The organism is Streptomyces sp. NBC_00775 (assembly GCF_036347135.1).
GTDB classification, from domain to species: Bacteria; Actinomycetota; Actinomycetes; order Streptomycetales; family Streptomycetaceae; genus Streptomyces; species Streptomyces lutosisoli.
Genome location: NZ_CP108938.1, coordinates 10,018,144 through 10,031,563 on the forward strand (window position 1 = coordinate 10,018,144; position 13,420 = coordinate 10,031,563).

At 69.0% G+C, this 13,420-nt stretch carries 14 protein-coding genes; 11 read left to right on the plus strand and 3 right to left on the minus strand.

Features of this window, described 5'->3' with window-relative positions:
- The first annotated feature begins 16 nt into the window (after positions 1-16).
- The 3 genes from OIC96_RS44485 to OIC96_RS44495 are packed head-to-tail and all read left to right on the plus strand — an operon-like array spanning position 17 to position 3,186.
- The gene (locus OIC96_RS44485) at positions 17-1,333 is read left to right on the plus strand and encodes an ABC transporter substrate-binding protein (RefSeq protein ID WP_330302364.1); all 1,317 of its coding nucleotides are present in this window, start codon (positions 17-19) and stop codon (positions 1,331-1,333) included.
- Positions 1,334-1,354: 21 nt separating this feature from the next.
- Positions 1,355-2,335 (plus strand): carbohydrate ABC transporter permease, encoded by a 981-nt coding sequence (locus OIC96_RS44490; protein ID WP_330302363.1) that lies wholly within the window; start codon positions 1,355-1,357, stop codon positions 2,333-2,335.
- The gene (locus OIC96_RS44495; RefSeq protein WP_330302362.1) at positions 2,332-3,186 is read left to right on the plus strand and encodes a carbohydrate ABC transporter permease; all 855 of its coding nucleotides are present in this window, start codon (positions 2,332-2,334) and stop codon (positions 3,184-3,186) included. The genes OIC96_RS44490 and OIC96_RS44495 overlap by 4 nt, the downstream gene beginning before the upstream one ends.
- A 137-nt stretch (positions 3,187-3,323) precedes the next feature.
- Here the strand turns inward: OIC96_RS44495 and OIC96_RS44500 are convergent, their stop codons facing one another.
- Positions 3,324-3,758 (minus strand): cupin domain-containing protein, encoded by a 435-nt coding sequence (locus OIC96_RS44500; RefSeq protein WP_330302361.1) that lies wholly within the window; start codon positions 3,756-3,758, stop codon positions 3,324-3,326.
- Between the two features lie 327 nt (positions 3,759-4,085).
- Here OIC96_RS44500 and OIC96_RS44505 point away from each other — a divergent pair, with 327 nt between their 5' ends.
- The 6 genes from OIC96_RS44505 (at position 4,086) to OIC96_RS44530 (ending at position 9,942) form a co-directional block, all read left to right on the plus strand.
- Positions 4,086-4,736 (plus strand): GntR family transcriptional regulator, encoded by a 651-nt coding sequence (locus OIC96_RS44505; RefSeq protein ID WP_327426382.1) that lies wholly within the window; start codon positions 4,086-4,088, stop codon positions 4,734-4,736.
- Positions 4,737-4,814: 78 nt separating this feature from the next.
- On the plus strand, positions 4,815-5,564 hold the full coding sequence (locus tag OIC96_RS44510) for a PIG-L deacetylase family protein (RefSeq protein ID WP_330302360.1): 750 nt from the start codon (positions 4,815-4,817) through the stop codon (positions 5,562-5,564).
- A 2-nt stretch (positions 5,565-5,566) separates the two neighbouring features.
- Positions 5,567-6,271, plus strand: a complete 705-nt coding sequence (locus tag OIC96_RS44515; RefSeq protein ID WP_330302359.1) for a 4-carboxy-4-hydroxy-2-oxoadipate aldolase/oxaloacetate decarboxylase — start codon at positions 5,567-5,569, stop codon at positions 6,269-6,271.
- Entirely contained in the window at positions 6,268-7,353 is a 1,086-nt protein-coding gene (locus tag OIC96_RS44520) for a 4-oxalomesaconate tautomerase (protein ID WP_330302358.1), read from the plus strand. The genes OIC96_RS44515 and OIC96_RS44520 overlap by 4 nt, the downstream gene beginning before the upstream one ends.
- Positions 7,354-7,362: 9 nt before the next feature.
- On the plus strand, positions 7,363-8,313 hold the full coding sequence (locus OIC96_RS44525) for a catechol 2,3-dioxygenase (RefSeq protein WP_330302357.1): 951 nt from the start codon (positions 7,363-7,365) through the stop codon (positions 8,311-8,313).
- A gap of 303 nt (positions 8,314-8,616) precedes the next feature.
- Entirely contained in the window at positions 8,617-9,942 is a 1,326-nt protein-coding gene (locus tag OIC96_RS44530) for an MFS transporter (RefSeq protein ID WP_330302356.1), read from the plus strand.
- A gap of 287 nt (positions 9,943-10,229) precedes the next feature.
- On the opposite strand, the gene OIC96_RS44535 is transcribed toward OIC96_RS44530, so the two are convergent.
- Complete coding sequence (locus OIC96_RS44535; protein WP_330302355.1) at positions 10,230-10,661, minus strand: DUF4259 domain-containing protein; 432 nt, start codon at positions 10,659-10,661, stop codon at positions 10,230-10,232.
- Positions 10,662-10,786: 125 nt separating this feature from the next.
- Positions 10,787-11,617 (minus strand): IclR family transcriptional regulator, encoded by an 831-nt coding sequence (locus tag OIC96_RS44540; protein ID WP_330302354.1) that lies wholly within the window; start codon positions 11,615-11,617, stop codon positions 10,787-10,789.
- A gap of 104 nt (positions 11,618-11,721) precedes the next feature.
- Here OIC96_RS44540 and OIC96_RS44545 point away from each other — a divergent pair, with 104 nt between their 5' ends.
- Positions 11,722-12,336 carry a carboxymuconolactone decarboxylase family protein gene (locus OIC96_RS44545; protein ID WP_330302353.1) on the plus strand — a complete coding sequence of 205 codons (615 nt, stop codon included), beginning with the start codon at positions 11,722-11,724 and terminating at the stop codon, positions 12,334-12,336.
- A gap of 173 nt (positions 12,337-12,509) precedes the next feature.
- Positions 12,510-13,358: a fumarylacetoacetate hydrolase family protein gene (locus OIC96_RS44550; protein WP_330302352.1), complete on the plus strand. Its 849-nt coding sequence runs from the start codon at positions 12,510-12,512 to the stop codon at positions 13,356-13,358.
- Positions 13,359-13,420: the final 62 nt, after the last annotated feature.

Sequence of the window (13,420 nt, forward strand, 5' to 3'; positions counted from 1 at the left end):
GAAGAGGAACGAATCCATGAAGACGTCCAAGCAGAGATTCGCCGTGTACGGCGCCACCCTCGCCTTCGCCCTCACCCTGACCGCCTGCTCCAGTGGCGGCGGAACGTCGAGTGCCGCGAACACCGAAGGGCCGGCACCGACGGGCGTCACCCTGACGCTCTGGCACAACACCGCGGACTCGCCCGCACTGCTCAGCCTGTACAAGGCCTACGAAAAGGCCTCCGGCAACAAGATCTCCCTGGTCGACATCCCGCCGGGCACCTTCCCCACCACCGTCCAGACCAAGTGGGCCACCGGAGCGCGGCCGGACATCCTGGAATGGCACGGCAACCAGACCGATCTGCTCTCCCTGAACGGCGCGCAGAACATGACCAACCTCAGCGCGCTCCCGTTCGTGAAGAAGGAAGGGCACCTCGCGGAGGTCTCCGGCAGCGTCAACGGCAAGGTCTACGCGGCAACCATCGGCATGCCCTCCGTGTTCGGCGTCTTCTACAACAAGCAGGTATTCGCCAAGGCCGGTCTGCAACCGCCCACGTCCTACGCGGATCTGGCGAGTTACTGCAAGACCCTGAAGTCGAAGCTGCCCGACGTCGCACCGATCTTCGAGGCCGGCGGCTCCGGCTGGTCCCAGCAGGTCCTCAGCGCCTTCAACTACCTCGGCCAGTACAACGTGAACGAGGCCTACGACAAGTCGATCCTCGACAAGAAGGCCGAACTCGGCGACTCCGACGGGCCGTTCGTCACCGGGCTCAAGTCCTATGACTCCCTGCGCACATCGGGATGCTTCAACAAGGACTCGGCCACGGCGACCTGGGAGGACTCCCTCAAGGCGGTCCTCAGCGGCAAGGCCGCGATGGTGGCGCAGAACACCGACAGCATCGCCCTGCTCAACGCCGACGCGGGTGGAGACACGGCGAAGGTCGACAAGGCCGTGGGCTTCGTCGGGGTCTCCGCCACCAAGGCGGTCGCCAACTACTCGCCCAGCCCCCTCGGCACGTACTACGTGCCCAAGACCGGCAACGCGAAGAAGGAACGGGCCGCAACCGACTTCATCCAGTGGATCACCGGCGACGGCTACGCCGACTACGTCAAGGAGGCGAAGACCATTCCCACACTGTCCGGCGCGCCCACTCCCCAACTGCAGGGCCTGATGCAGGACGCCCAGAAGGCGTACGAGGACGGCGCCACCCTCTCGTTCAACTCCCAGATACCGGGCTCCGGCAACTTCGGCCCCCAGTCGGCCAAGCTGCTCGCGGGTCAGCAGAGCCCTCAGCAGGTGGCCGACAAGATGCAGACCTACTACCTCCAGGCCGCCGCGGCGGCCGGTAACTGACCCGAGGCGGCCGATCAGAGAATGAAGTCCCTGGAAAAGCCGACCAGGCCGTCACGGACCAGGGGGCTCGTCGAGCAGCGCGACCGACTCTCCCAGGAGAGTGGGCCGCCCGGCCGGCCAGGACCCCGCCGCCGTGCGCGCCGGACGCTGTATCACTACCTGTTCGCCCTGCCCTCGATCGTGCTGGTCCTCGTCTTCTTCGCCGTCCCGTTCGTCGCCAACGGCGTGTTCGCCTTCCTCCAGTGGACCGGATACAGCGACACGATCCGGTGGACCGGTCTGACGAACTTCCGGCTGCTCGACGAACTCGGCACGCTCAGCCACGCCATCAGGGTCACGGTGATCTACGCGGCCGTCTCCATGGTCGTACAGAACGCGGTCAGCCTCGCCCTCGCGACGGCCTTGCAGCAGACGAACCGCGTCAACACCGTGTTCCGCTCGCTGTTCTTCATCCCCGTGCTCATCTCGCCGCTGGCCGCCGGATACATCTGGGCCGCCGCGCTCAGCCCGCGCGGCCCGGTCAACGCCTTCCTCACGGCGGTGCTCCCGGGCAGCCACCACTATGCCTGGCTGGGGCACGACACCTCGGCGCTCGTTGCCGTCGCGTCCGTCGACGCCTGGAAGTGGACCGGCCTGGTCACGCTGGTCTACATCGCCGGACTCAACCGGATACCCCGCTCCGTCATCGAGGCGGCGACGCTGGACGGAGCGGGAGTCTGGCGCCGCTTCCGGTCGGTCAAGTTCCCCCTGCTCGCCCCCTCGTTCACCTTCAACGTCGTGGTGACGCTCGTCGGCTCGTTCAGCGCCCTGGACGTCGTCTTCTCGACCACCGGGGGTGGACCCGGCGATGCGACGACCGTGCTGAACGTCGCGGTCTACAACCAGTACGGGCAGGGATTCTTCGGCACGGCGAGCGCGCTGGGATTCGTCATCACCCTCATGGTCATCGTGACCGCAGTCCCGCTGATCGGCTGGCTGCGCCGACGGGAGGTACAGCTGTGACCGGGATCGCTGTCGGCGTGCGCCATCCGCGTCTGCGGACCGGAGCGCGGTATCTGCTGCTCACCCTCTTCGCCGTCCCATGGATCGTCCTGCCGTTCTGGCTGCTCCTGGTGAACTCCTTCAAGACCGAGGGCGACGCCAGCGTGCTGTCGATGAGCTGGCCGCGGCACTGGAACGCCGGCGCCAACTACTCCACGGTGATCGACCAGGGTTCGTACGTCGTCGGACTGCGCAACAGCGCCCTCGTCGCCGTACCCACCATCCTCGCGGTGCTGCTGTTCGGCTCGATGGCCGCCTGGTCCTATGCCCGCTCCACTTCGCGTTCCCTGCGGTTCGCCTACTACGGCTCGGCGTTGTCGATCGTCCTGCCGCCCGCCATCATCCCGACCATCTACGTCCTGACGCAGTTCGGTCTCAACGGCTCGCGCATCGGCTACATGCTGACCGTCGCGGGCACCCGGCTCGGCGTCGTCGTCTTCCTCGCCGCCGGGTTCATCCGCACCCTGCCCGTGGACTTCGAGGAGGCCGCCGAGATCGACGGCGCCGGCAGATGGCAGATCTACCGGCGCATGATCCTCCCGCTGCTGGCACCCATTCTCTTCACCGGCGCCGTCATGCTGATCATCTCGGTCTGGAACGACTTCTACTTCGCTCTCTTCCTCCTCCAGGGATCCGACCGGGCGACCCTGCCCCTGACGCTGTTCCAGTTCGCGTCCTCATCCACACACGGAGTGCGCTGGAATCTGGTCTTCGCCCATGTCGTCCTCACCAGCCTCCCGCTGCTGGCCGTCTACGGCGTCCTGCAGCGCCGGGTGCTGGGCGGCCTCACCGAAGGCGGGGTGACCGGCTGACCACCCGCACCGGTCGGCGTGATCACGGCCTTGGTCCGGGCGGCTCGCCCGGACCGAGGCCGCCTTCCGTGCCCGTATCAAGACCGAGGTCGCCCTGAAGGCCCGGTCACGCTCCTATATCCGTCACGCACGGTCGGTCACTGGAACGCGCAGCCCGGGTTGGCGGCGTCCTCGGAGAAGGGCGCGCCGTGGGGCAGGACGTAGAGGACGTCCAGGACCAGCGGGGTGGTGCCGAGGTTGCGTCCTATGTGGACGTGGTCGGGACCGGGAGGCTCGGTGAGGGAGTCGCCGGCCTGGTAGCGGCCGTCGAGTGAACAGGTCGAGTCGAAGTGGCTCAGAGCGCCCTGCTTGACGTAGGCGTACAGGGTTCCGTCGTGGTAGTGCCAGCCGGTCGCCTGGCCGGGCGGGATGGTGATCTCCCGGAGCGTGTAGTCGGTGCCGTCGACGGTGGTCTGCGCGATGATCCTGCCGCTGACCCCCGGTCCGGGAGAGGTCGCGTGGGCGGGGACGGCGACGAGCGACAGGCAGAGGGCCGCGGTGGTGGCCAGCCCGGAGCGGAGCAGCGCGCGCATACGTGAAGTCCCTTCGGCGGACGACGAGTCGGCGTTCTCCCGTGGAGTGTGGCGCAACCGAACCCAGGGATTCCCGGACTTGGTCACATCGACACCATCGGCATCCATGGCGCGAACATCGCGCCCCTGGCCGGCCCCGAACCCGGCCCGAGCCGTCACGGCGACGCCGTGACGGCTCGCCGTATGAAGCTTCCGTGGAGCGGCAGTGGAACATAGGGGCGTATCGGTGTGACGGATGAAGCATGTCGGCAACATGCCGAACAAAATTGTTGACAATCTTGTTGGTCTAGATTTACGTTCGACAGGCACTCACTCAGGGAGGGCGCAATGCAGAAGGAAGCCCGTCCAGGCACCGGAGAGCAGGCCAAGCAGCACGCACTGGTGCGGCTTCGGCAGGCGATCCTGCAAGGCGAGATGGCACCGGCCCAGCGGCTGGTGGAGAACGAACTCGCCGAGCAGTTCGATGTCACTCGGGCCAGCGTCCGGGCGGCGCTGATCGAGCTGGAATCGGAGGGACTGGTCGAGCGGATCCGCAACCGCGGATCGCGGGTGCGGGTGGTGACGGTCGAGGAAGCAGTGGCCATCACCGAGTGCCGCATGGCCCTCGAAGGACTGTGCGCGGCCAAGGCGGCCGTGGCGGCCAGCGATGAACAGCTCGCAGAGCTGAGCGACTTGGGCAAGGCGATGTCCAAGGCGGTCGCCGACGGTGAGCCGGTGACGTACTCCGAGCTCAATCACGAAGTGCACGCCCGGATCAGGGAGTTCTCCGGTCAGCAGGTGGCCGTGGAGCTCCTGGAGCGCCTCAACGCTCAACTGGTGCGCCACCGCTTCCAGTTGGCCCTGCGGCCGGGGCGTGCCCAGCAGTCCCTGAGTGAACACCTGGACATGATCGAAGCGATCAAGTCCAGGGACCCGCAGGCGGCCGAAGCGGCCGTCCGCGTCCACCTCGGCAGTGTGATCGACGCGCTGCGCGACTGACGTACCGCGTGGCTGACGCGCTGTGCGACGGGCGAGGCCGAGGCGGGCGCGCATCTGTCCACCAAGGAGATTTCTGCAATGACGCACGGCAAAGCGCCCGCCACCCCACGATCGACGCTGGTCGTCACCGCGCATGCCGGGGACTTCGTGTGGAGGGCCGGGGGAGCCATCGCCCTGGCCGCCGCCCGCGGTGAGAAGGTCACCATCGCGTGCCTGACCTTCGGCGAGCGCGGCGAGTCGGCCAAGGCGTGGCGCGAGGGCAAGAAGCTCGAGGAGATCAAGGCGATACGCCGCGAGGAGGCCGAGAAGGCCGCCTCCACCCTCGGTGCCGAGGTCCGCTTCTTCGACGCCGGCGACTACCCGCTGACCGCCACCGCCGAGCTGACCGACCAGCTGGTGGCCGTCTACCGCGAGACCCAGCCGGACGTCGTCCTCACCCACCCGGTCGAGGACCCCTACAACGGCGACCACCCGGCCGCCAACCGGATGGCGCTGGAGGCCCGCGTCCTCGCCCAGGCCATCGGCTACCCCGGCCCGGGCGAGATCATCGGTGCCCCGCCGGTCTTCTACTTCGAGCCGCACCAGCCCGAGATGAGCGGCTTCAAGCCCGAGGTGCTCCTCGACATCACCGAGGTCTGGCAGACCAAGCGCAAGGCCATGGAGTGCCTCGGCGCCCAGCAGCACCTGTGGGACTACTACACCGACCTCGCCGTCCGCCGCGGTGTCCAGCTCAAGCGCAACGCCGGTCCGAACCTGGGCCTGGCCCACAAGACCATGGCCGAGGCGTACATGCGCCCCTACCCGCAGATCGCGAAGGAGCTGGCATAGCCATGGGCGGTGTGATCGTCACCAACCCGCCGAAGGCGGACGCGAAGGACGTCGAGGCGCTGGCCGCCTTCGGCGTGGCCACCGTCAGCGAGGCCATGGGCCGCACCGGTCTCCTCGGGCCGGAGATCCGCCCGGTCCAGCAGGGCGTACGGGTCGCGGGCACCGCGGTCACCGTGCTCAGCTGGCCCGGCGACAACCTCATGATCCACGCGGCCGTGGAGCAGTGCGGCGAGGGCGACATCCTGGTCGTCACCACCACCTCGCCGTGCGCGGACGGCCTGTTCGGCGAACTCTTCGCCACCGCGCTCCAGCAGCGCGGGGTGCGTGGCGTCGTCATCAACACCGGCATCCGCGACACCCAGGAACTGCGGGACATGGGCTTCGCCGGCTGGTCCCGCGCCGTCTCCTCGCAGGGCACCGTCAAGGCCACCGGCGGGTCGGTCAATGTGCCGGTCGCCATCGACGGCCAGGTCGTCCGCCCCGGTGACGTGATCGTCGCCGACGACGACGGTGTGGTGGTCGTACCACGCGAGAAGGCCCGCGAGACCGCGGAGAAGTCCGAGGCCCGCGAGGCCAAGGAGGCCGCCACCCGGGCCGCCTTCCTCGAAGGACAGCTCGGCCTCGACCGCTACGGACTGCGCGACACCCTCAAGCGTCTCGGCGTCGAGTACAAGACGTACGAGGAGTACACCGGAGCCGGGTCGTGACCGGGCCCGAGGAGGTGCGCTGCATGCTGATGCGCGGCGGCACCTCCAAGGGCGCCTACTTCCTGGCCGAGGACCTGCCCGCCGACGCAGCCGCGCGCGACGACCTGCTGCTGCGTGTCATGGGCAGCCCCGACCCGCGCCAGATCGACGGCCTGGGCGGGGCGCACCCCCTGACCAGCAAGGTGGCCGTGGTCTCCGCCTCGGCCCACCCCGAGGCGGACGTCGACTATCTCTTCCTCCAAGTCGTCGTCGACAGAGCGGAGGTGTCGGACCGTCAGAACTGCGGCAACATCCTCGCCGGGATCGGCCCGTTCGCCGTCGAACGCGGACTGGTCGCCCCGGGCGAGGGACAGACGTCCGTACGGATCCGGATGGTCAACACCGGTGACCTCGCGGTCGCGAGCTTCCCCACCGAGGGCGGTCGCGTCGTGTACACCGGCTCCGCCGAGATCTCCGGAGTGCCGGGGACCGCGGCGCCGGTCGTGATCGAGTTCCCGCAGGGGAGCAGTCCGCTGCTGCCCACCGGCCACGCCCGCGACCTTCTCGCGGACACCCCGGTGACCTGCGTGGACAACGGCATGCCGACCGTCCTGATCGCGGCCTCCTCCCTCGATGTCACGGGCTATGAGGCGCCCAAGGACCTTGAGGAGAACCTCACCCTCGCCGACCGGCTCCGGGAGATCCGGCTGGAGGCGGGCAAGCTGATGGGCCTCGGTGACGTCGAGAGCGCCACCGTGCCCAAGCTCACCCTGCTGGCGCCGCCGCGCGACGACGGCGCCGTCATGACCCGCACCTTCATTCCGGTGCGTTGCCACACCTCCATCGGAGTCCTCGGCGCCGCGAGCGTCGCCGCCGGGCTACGGGTGGAGGGCGGCGTCGGACAGGCCATGGCACGCCTGCCCGAGAGGGGGGACCGGCTGCGCATCGAGCACCCCACGGGGTTCCTCGACATCGAGGCCGGTATCGAGTACGGCCCTGACGGCGCCCCGGTGGCCCGGCACACCGCCGTCGTACGCACCGCCCGAAAGATCTTCGACGGCACGGTCTTCCCCCGGCCGGCCGGAGCCGCACATCACCTTTAAGGAGGCCTCATGGCCCCGCCGCTTGGCGACATCGCCCACATCGGGCACGTCGAACTGCTCACCCCCGACCTGGACGCCAGTGTCCGGTTCTTCACGGAGTACCTCGGCCTGACCGAGAACGGCCGCTCCGGAGACTCGGTCTATCTGCGGACCTGGGACGACTACGAGCATCACAGTCTGACCCTCACCGCCCATACGACATCGGGCATCCGCCGCACCGCCCTGCGCGCCTCCAGCGAGGAAGCCCTCCAGCGACGGGTCAAGGAGATCGAGAGCGCCGGCGGCCAGGGCCGCTGGGTCGAGGACGAGCCCGGTATCGGCCCGCTCTACGTCACCACCGACCCCGACGGCCACGAGATCGCCCTGTACTGGGAGAGCGAGTGGTACCAGGCACCGGAGCATCTGAAGCCGGGCCTGAAGAACCAGCCGCAGGCCAAGCCCGGCCACGGGGTGGGCGTGCGCCGCCTGGACCACGTCAACTTCCTCGCCTCCGACGTCGCACCCAACGGCGACTTCATCCGCGACGCGCTGGGAGCCCGCCCCACCGAGCAGATCCAGCTCAACACCGGCAAGATCGCCGCCCAGTGGCTGACCTTCAGCAGCAAGTCGTACGACATTGTCTACACCGAGGACTGGACGGGTTCGAGCGGACGCCTGCACCACATCGCGTTCGCCACGGACACGCGTGAGGACATCCTGCGCGCCGCGGACCTCGCCATCGACACCGGTGTGTTCATCGAGACCGGCCCGCACAAGCACGCCATCCAGCAGACGTTCTTCCTGTACGTCTATGAGCCGGGCGGCAACCGTATCGAGCTGTGCAACCCGCTCACCCGCCTTGTCCTGGCCCCCGACTGGCCACTGGTCACCTGGACCGAGGACGAGCGGAAGAAGGGCCAGGCCTGGGGCCTGAAGACCATCGAGTCCTTCCACACCCACGGCACGCCGCCGGTCGGCTGATCAGCTGAGCCTTGTCCGCTGGTAGCCCGTTGGTCACCTGAGCGAATAAAACAAGCCATCACGCAAGCGTGGGCGGCACGTCACTTTGTGCCGCCCACGCCCGTTTCACCTGTTCTTCAGCTGCCTGTGGCACCGTCGTGGCGGTGGCCGGATCGTTTCCTAGATTGTTGACAAAACCGTTGACACTCTCGAAACGAATCTTTAGCGTCTGGGGCACAATCGGGTCAGCCGCACGAGCCGCGTCGACCCGCCTCACCGATCCCCCTTCCAGGGCCCACGCTTCCTGGACGAGAGGAAACAACGATGTCCTCCTCCCTCGCCCTGCCCGCTCGCGGCGGCAGAATGGCCGCGCTTGTCGTCGGCCTCTGTTGGCTGGTCGTCCTCTTCGACGGCCTCGACATGTTCATCTACGGCTCCGTGCTCCCGCACATGATGGAGACCAAGGCCCTCGGCATCGACCCCGGCAAGGCCGGCGACGTCGGTTCCTACGCCACCTTCGGCATGTTGATCGGCGCCCTGTCCTCCGGCACCGTCAGCGACTGGGTCGGCCGCAAGAAGACGATCATCGTGTCGACCGCGGTGTTCTCCCTGGCCTCCGCCGTCTGCGCCTCCGCCTCCAGCCTCGGCATGTTCAGCTTCGGCCGGTTCCTGGCGGGCCTCGGTCTCGGCGGCCTGCTGCCGAGCGCCATCACCATGGTCACCGAGTACGCCCCCCGCGGTCGCCGCGCCCTGATCGTCGGCTCCCTGATGACCGCGCACCAGGCGGGCGGCATCGTCGCCGGCTTCGTGGCGCTGTGGACCGGCGACTGGCGTGTCTCCTTCTGGATCTGCGTGATCCCGCTGTTCATCGGTGTCCCGCTGGCCGCCAAGTTCCTGCCCGAGTCGATGGCCTTCCTCCAGGCCAAGGGCCGCACCGCGGACGCCCAGGCGCTCGCCGACCGCTACGGCGTCGAGCTGGCCGCCCGTGACAAGGAGCGCCCGGCCGCGACCGACCGCTTCAGCGCGCTCACCGCCCTCTTCCGCGGTCGCCAGTGGGTCCAGACCCTGCTCTTCTGGCTGGCCTCATTCGGCGGCCTCCTGCTGGTCTACGGCGTCTCCCAGTGGCTGCCTTCGCTGATGAAGGCCAACGGCTACGACCTCGGCTCCTCGATCGGCTTCGTCATCGTCATCAACCTCGGCGGCATCGTCGGCATGCTGATCGGCGGCCGGCTCACCGACAAGTTCGGCGGCTCGCGCATCTCCGCCATCTGGTTCGGCGCCACCGCCCTCGGTATCTACTCCCTCAGCATCAAGATGGCGCTGCCGCTCACCTACACCGTCGTCTTCCTGACCGGCATGTTCCTCTTCAGCGCCCAGGCGATGATCTACGCCACCGTGGCGCACCGCTCGGACGACGACAACCGCGCCACCGCGGTCGGCTGGACCTCCGGCATGGGCCGCTTCGGTGCCGTCTTCGGCCCGTGGCTCGGCGGCCAGCTGCTCGCCACCGGCTCGACCACCGCGGGCTTCACGGCCTTCGCCGTCGCCGGCGTGTTCGCCATGGTGATGGTCAGCCTGACCGGCCTGCGCCGCGTCCAGCCGGCGGTGCCGCAGAGCACCACGCAGCAGGAGTTGACGCCCACCGGCTGATCCGGAAGGGCGAGGGACACGCGCCTGGGCAGGGCCTGAGGAGGCCCGGCCCAGGCGCGTGTGTGTATACGGCCGGTGCGCTTACGCGTACCGGCCTCTGAATTTCTCGGCGGCGGATCGGCGGCCACGGCGGAATCGACCGGTGGAACTGGCGTGGTGCGGCCGGGTGCACTCCACCGTGAGCGGCGCTGCCGCTCGCGTTCCCCGACGGCCGGGCGCTACCGCTGGGGGCGGCCGACGCGGCGCCGCTGGTGTCCCCGCCACCGAGCCGGCTGAGCTGGTGTGTGTCAGATCAGACTGAGCTGTTCGCCCGGAGCCTGTGGCAGGAGAGTGTTTCGCAACGCGGAGATGGTCGCTCGCCAAGGGCCGTCCTTGTCGCTTTCACCCCAGAGTTCCATGAGCTCGGACGGCTCGGCGACGACTCGGTCGAGGGCGTGGACGGCGAGTTCACGCAGGTCGGCAGGTAGCTCGGGGATGGGCAGGTCCGGCCCGTAGGCGGTGGTGATGGGCTCGCCGCCGGGGCACTGTGCGGCGACCAGGGCCGCCGCGGCGACTGCCTCCACCGAGATGTCCTGGTCGAGGTAGCCATGGGTGTCGACCGTGCGGACCAGTGCCGCGCGAATGATGCCTTCCCGCTCGCCTTCGGCTGCCTCGTCGAGGGTGTAGGAGAAGTCCGCAGCGGTGTCGTTGTCGAAGGGGCCGACGTCCCAGGTTCCCATGATCTCTCCTGCTCGTGTGATGTCCGGGCATCGTGTCAGCAGGCAGTGACAATGGCGCACGATCCCCGGTGTTCCCCGGGGAGCACCGCGGGACGGAGGATCTTGTGCCCCCTGCGTCAGTCGCGTCAACTGCCGCCCAGGAGCCGGGAAATCTCCCGGCACGTCTCCCGCAGTGGCGGCAGCAGCTCGTCCGCCAGCCGGGACGGAGGGAACTCCATGGCGGGTACGGCCACATTGGCCGCGGCCACCATCGCGCCGGAGGAGTCCCGGACGGGCGCGGCCGCCGAGCGCAGCCCGTACGCGAGTTCCTCGTCCTGAAGCGCCCAGTCCTGCTTGCGGATCTCGGTCAGGGCGAACCGCAGCTCGGCCTCCGACCTGACGGCGTGGGGTCCCGCCGCCCCGGCGAAGGACGCGTCCGTCAGGCGCCGGTCGAGTTCGGCGTCGTCGAGGCCGCTGAGCAGCACCTTGCCGATCGAGGTACGGACCGCCGGAAGGCGTGAGCCGACCTGGATGTTGGCGGTCACCAGGTCGGTGTTGCGCAGCCGGATCAGGTACAGCACACGGTCGTCCGACAGAGTGCCCAGGTTGACCGTCTGCCCCGTCGCCTCGGCGAGCCTGCGCAAGGGGGCGTCGGCCAGCTGTACGAGGTCGAGGCCGCGCAGGGCGGAGAAGCCGAGGGTGAGCACCTTGGACGCCGGTCGGTAGGCGCCGTCCGGCAGTTGCTCCAGGAACCCCTCGCCCACCAGCGTGGCGGCCATGCGGAACGCGGTCGGCAGCGGCACTCCGGTCTCGGCGGCCATGTCCGAGAGCTTCATCGACGGGCGCTGTTCCGAGAAGAGTCCGAGGAGACGAAGTCCCTTGGCCAGCGCCTCCACTTGGTAACCGCGCTTCGGCGGCGTGGACTGGTCGGCGGGAGCGGGCGGCGACTCGCTGCGGGTCTCTTTGCGCGGGGGCACGACGGACGGCTCGCTTTCTGCACAGGGTTCAGCAAGGTTGGGCTGGCACTTTCATTCTATGGAAGCAGGTATCACATGAGGTTCGTCAGCGGAAAGGGCACCCGATGACCGACCGGCTGGCCGCAATGACTCCGGACGAACTCACGGACGGGCAGGCTGAGGTCTATCGGGCCATCACGCGTGGCCCCCGGGCCGCCGGACCGCAGGCGTTCGCGCTCGTCGACGAGAAGGGGTGCTTGCGGGGCCCCTTCAACGCCATGCTGCTGAGTCCGCCGGTCGGTCTGCGCGTGCAGGCCGTCGGTGCCGCGGTTCGCTACCACTCCGTGCTGAGCGACCGCGTCCGGGAGCTGGCCATTCTCGCGGTGGCGGCCCATTGGGGCAGCGACTTCGAGCGGGAGGCCCACGAGGCGGTGGGGCGTGCCTGTGGTCTGACCGACGAGGAGATGGCCGCCGTGCGCGCCGGTGGACTGCCCGAACTCGCCGACGCCGACGAGGGCGTGGCACTGCGCGCCGCGACCGCGCTGGCGGCTTCGGGTGCGCTGACGGACGAGGAGTACGAAGCCGCGGTGACGACACTGGGGGAGCGCGGCCTCTTCGAACTGACGGTGCTCGTCGGCTACTACGCCATGCTCGCCCTCCAACTGCGCGTCTTCGCTGGTGAACGACCTGAATCCGGCCCCGGGGATGCCGCCGCGCCCCGGCGTCCGGCGAGACCTTGACAGGCCGTCAGGGTGCCCCAATACTCAACCGGGTTCATGGAGTGAAGTGAGGTTTCATTCAGTGAAAGTACAGGGAGGCAGGCCCCGATGAAGCTGGTCACCGCTGACGATGGACGCCCGAGCGGACTGGAGGACGGGGGCCACGGAACTCCCGTACGGCAGAAGGCGGACCGGTGAGGCTCGCTGTCGTCGCGGACCGGGCCGTCCTGCTGCGCGGCGGCCGGGCCGCGGACGTCGCCACCGCCTCGAAGCACCGGCTGCCGTCCGACCCGATGGCCCTGCTGGAGAAGTGGCCGGCGTTGCGCGACTGGGCGGCCGGCCTCCCCGAAGACGCGTACGACATGGCCGTGGACCCGGCTGCCCTCCAGGCGCCCGTGCCGCGACCCCGGCAGGTGTTCGCCGTCGCGCTCAACTACCCTCCGCACGCCGCCGAAGCGGGGTTCACGCCGCCCGAGGAGCCCCTGGTCTTCACCAAGTTCCCGACCTGCGTCACCGGCCCGCGCACCACCGTCGCCCTGCCTCCCGGCAAGGTGGACTGGGAGGTCGAACTCGTCGCGGTGATCGGCCGGGAGACCCACGGGGTGAGTCAGGAACAGGCCTGGGCCGCCGTGGCCGGGCTCACCGTCGGCCAGGACCTCTCGGAGCGTGTCAGCCAACTCCAGGGGAAACCCGCACAGTTCAGCCTCGGCAAGTCCTTCCCCGGCTTCGGGCCCACCGGCCCCGTGCTGGTCACCCCGGACGAACTCGACGACCCCGACGACCTGGAGATCACCGGCTTCCTCAACGGTGACGCGATCCAGCACGACCGCACCAAGTCCATGATCTTCCCGGTCCCGGACCTGGTGGCCCGCCTCTCCGCCGTCGTACGACTCCTCCCCGGCGACCTGATCTTCACCGGAACCCCGGCCGGAGTCGGCAACCGCCGCACCCCGCCCCGCTATCTCACCGAGGGCGACGAACTCGTCAGCCGGATCGGCGGCATCGGGGAACTGCGCCAGCACTTCACGGGACCCGCGGCCTGAACCGTGTCAGGGGGTGCGCCGCAGTGCCCCGAGATCGAGAACGGGGAGCATTTGGGCCGGCG